Below are 3416 nucleotides of genomic sequence, written 5' to 3'. Positions count from 1 at the left end.
GTCAGGTTGTCAAAACGATTGAAGGGTCGGCCGATTGAACGGCCAAGCCAACCTCGTCTTCGTTCAATGACAGCGCGATTTTAGTCCTACTCGGACTTCGGTTCCGCGCTGCGCTGATCCGTGAGGAGCGAATTTTCTAGCGGGAGCTGCCCGCGTTCGACCTCGACACCGTCACGGACACCCAGTCCGCCTTGCCGTCTCAAGCAAGCAAGGTGCACCGCAGGCGGAGGAAAATGCCCCGCTCGGATGAGCGGGGCATTCGCATGGTGCCCTGGCTCAGTCGCCGCTGGACTTGCGGCTGCGGGACCAGATCAGGGTATAGGTCTCGGCGCCTTCGTCGTCGAAGAGGTTGGCGTAGATCGGAGCGTTGAAGCTCGGATCGTCCAGCTTGACCGAGAGATAATCGCGGCCCTCGCTGGAGCGCTTCGGCCATGCGGCTCCGATCTCAGCGCGACCTACGTAGACCCGGTGGCTCGGCGCGCTGTCGTTGGTGCGGTCGCTCTCGGGGACGATGCGGACGCCCTTGGTCTGGAGGCTCAGGGTAACGATTTCGCCCTGGAATTCCTGGCCGGACTTCTTGAATGAACCGATGTTAGCCATGTCACTTCTCCTTAGCTTGTTTCGAGCCCGCGACCACCGCGGCCTCGATGGCGATCTGAAAGCCGAAGGCGATCGACGCCGCACCCCGCTCGGGCCGTAGCGCAGCGGAGGATGGCGGCGGGGGGACTTTCTTGGCCCGCGCGAGGAATGGGCAAACCGGGGTCCCCGCGCGCACTTGCGCGTGGGGTGGTACGCCCAGGGGAAGAAAGTCTCACCGCCGCCATTGCGGTCCAGGCGATCGAGGCGCAGCCGGCCTTCGGCCAGATCGAGCCAATGAGAGGCCTTGGTGCTCGCGTGCGCCGAACGGCATTCTGGAGACGTGCCAGCGATCAATCGGAAGTCACAAGAGAACCGGCATTCCCGGCGAAAAAAAAGATAGCCTGGCGTGCAGAAAGGCGGCCCACTTCGTTGAAATGGACCGAACCCCATGCACGGGCCGGGTCACCACTGGTTCAAAGTCTCCCTGTGGAGATCGCCTATCTCCAACGAAGCGCGTGAGGGCCCACGAGGCCCCCCGGTTATCTGACGAGCTCTGATTGCACCGATCTCATAACTAACAGACGATGGGACCTCAGCGTCACCTGCTCGCGGCCGCCACTCCATGAGCGATTGGGCTGGGACCGACCCAACACCGCTCTCCGGAGCGGGTTTCCCTACGATCGTCAAGCGTGCCCAGGCGGTACCACCGATGGTGATGGCACCGATGACCTCGCGCCACCATTCCGAGGGGATACATCGTAGCCAGCGCGCGGGCCGCAGGAAGTGCAAACAACAGCCCGATGACAAAGCGGACAATGCCAGAGCGTGCGACCGCGAACGCGACTTGCCTGGCCACAAGTGTAAACCGAGCAGCGAAAGAGCCGATGGAGATGGCGCCGAACGGCCCTGCTCCAACAAGGAACTCCACGGTTTCGCTGACCATGTGCCAGAACCTGAAGAATACGGCGTAAGGAATTTGTCTACCGCGCTCGCAGGCCGTTCGATCCCGTCAGTTCGATAAATTGATCAAGGAGCCCTGGCCGGCCGTAACATCCTTGGTATGATCCGACGGCGATCCCGGCGGTTGCCAAGGCACTCGCCACTGCGCTTAGCATCGCTGATCCCGCCGACGCCGACGACTATATGATGGTCTCGCTCGTCTTGACACCACGGTGACGGTTGTCGACGCGACAAATCTGGTTGCGAATTGCTCCGGTCAGGATTTCCCTCGAGATCGGGGCGAATGCGCAGAAACTCGGTGAGCAGACTTGCTCGACAACAGCAATATCACCTTCGGAGCAATGTTTGCCAACAGGTCACGGCGGATTGTCCGTGAGACTGGCCAAGCTCGACGGGCCGTACTTCTCGGCGCCGATCTGCGCCAACCTTGTCGCGGTCGATGACCGTAACGCGCGGGTCAGGTCGCGCTGATCCTCAAGCTTGCGGCGCCTTGCTCCCTGCGAAGCACCGCATCAAGCGATACTCTGTCCCAGCCGTTGCCGGGTGCCTGCGCGAGCAGATGCAGACCAAGCAATCCTGCAGGTTCTCACAATCATCCGGCGCAAGTTTGCCGACGACCTGAACGCGAGGTCTCTGAGTAATCCACCGAGCATGCACGAGCCGGATATCAGTTCGCTGACGCCGTGGTCATCCCAAGTTGCTCCGACGATCCGTTCGCGTGTCCGATCCAAGGCACAGCCGGGGTCACATCCTGACGGCAGGAGATCCGTCTCAAAACCGTGCGTGCAGCCGGCCGGAAAAGACGTTGACCGGCCCGCGATCGGCATTGTATCCGGGATCGGCGATGAGCTGATAGTCGAACGTGAGTGAAGTCAAACGGTTGAGGCCGTACGAGTAATAGCTCTCCAGCACCTTCTCTGGCCGGTAGTTGAGCGCGCCATCACCAATCAAGATGCCAAGCCCGCCAGCGGCGAAGTAGGCGCGCGCCTCGGGCGAGAGCCCTTCCACTACTCCGCCGATGCCAATCGTATCATTCGCGCGGCCCCAGGCCGTTCCCTTGAGCGCAAAGCCCACCGAAATGCTTTCGTCGCAATCGGTCCAGCCGATGATTTCGTCGAGACCGGGACTCCAACTTGCCCGGGCAAACATTCCGAGATCGGTGGTGATCGCCTGTTCGAGATTGGCACCAAAGCCATAATTGGTCCGAACCTGCCGCACCAGCGTGATGTCGGGATAAGTCGGCGTCGTCAACGGCTCGGCGAGCGCGGCGGCGTAGCTGCCCATATTGGCGTGATTGGCCTAGGCCATCAGACGCAATTTGCCGGACTCCGATAACAGCGAGTAACGCAATTCGAGCTCGCCGATATACTCGCCGTCCGGAAAATTCATGTCAAAGACATTGCTATTCGAGACGGCGGGGACCAAGAAATAGCCGGCGCGAAACGCCCAGGATTTTTGATTGAGCTCGGCCATGGCACCCAGGTGTAGCTGATCTGGTCCATGGTCCAGTCGTAAGCGCCGCAGCAGGCCAGTTGCCAGTTCATAAATTCCGTTCGCCCGTCGCCGGCATAGGCGTTCCGGTCGAAGAAATCCGTGACCGCAAGCTTGCCGGCGATCACAGTGATGCGATCGATATCCTTCTGGCTGGGCAGTTGATTGGGGCCGTCTTCGATCGTCTCCTGTTCCCAGCCAAGGCCGAACGTCTGCTGCACGTAAATGCGAGCTAGGTTGAATCGCGGCACCGGGAAGCTTGCCTTTTGTGGGTCGAAGTTGGGGAAGGCGGCGACACCGCGGGTCTGGTCGAGACCGTACCCCTGCGTGATTTCCGGATCGATGTATATATCGGTGCCGCTCCATGGGCGGACACCGATATACAC

General features: G+C 60.9%; 3 protein-coding genes. All 3 read right to left on the bottom strand.

Annotated elements, in window-relative coordinates; all coding sequences use genetic code 11:
* Positions 1 to 276: 276 nt before the first annotated feature.
* Positions 277 to 600, bottom strand: a complete 324-nt coding sequence (locus WCB02_RS41760; RefSeq protein WP_423968823.1) for a DUF736 domain-containing protein — start codon at positions 598 to 600, stop codon at positions 277 to 279.
* A 1710-nt stretch (positions 601 to 2310) separates the two neighbouring features.
* Positions 2311 to 2823 (bottom strand): carbohydrate porin, encoded by a 513-nt coding sequence (locus WCB02_RS41755; protein ID WP_423968820.1) that lies wholly within the window; start codon positions 2821 to 2823, stop codon positions 2311 to 2313.
* A gap of 101 nt (positions 2824 to 2924) precedes the next feature.
* Positions 2925 to 3416, bottom strand: a 492-nt coding sequence (locus tag WCB02_RS41750) for a carbohydrate porin (RefSeq protein ID WP_423968817.1), incomplete at its 5' end; no start/stop codon positions are given.

It is taken from the genome of Bradyrhizobium sp. (genome assembly GCF_049581145.1).
In the GTDB taxonomy this organism is placed as follows: domain Bacteria; phylum Pseudomonadota; class Alphaproteobacteria; order Rhizobiales; family Xanthobacteraceae; genus Bradyrhizobium.
This window is presented reverse-complemented; position numbering and strand designations above follow the sequence as displayed.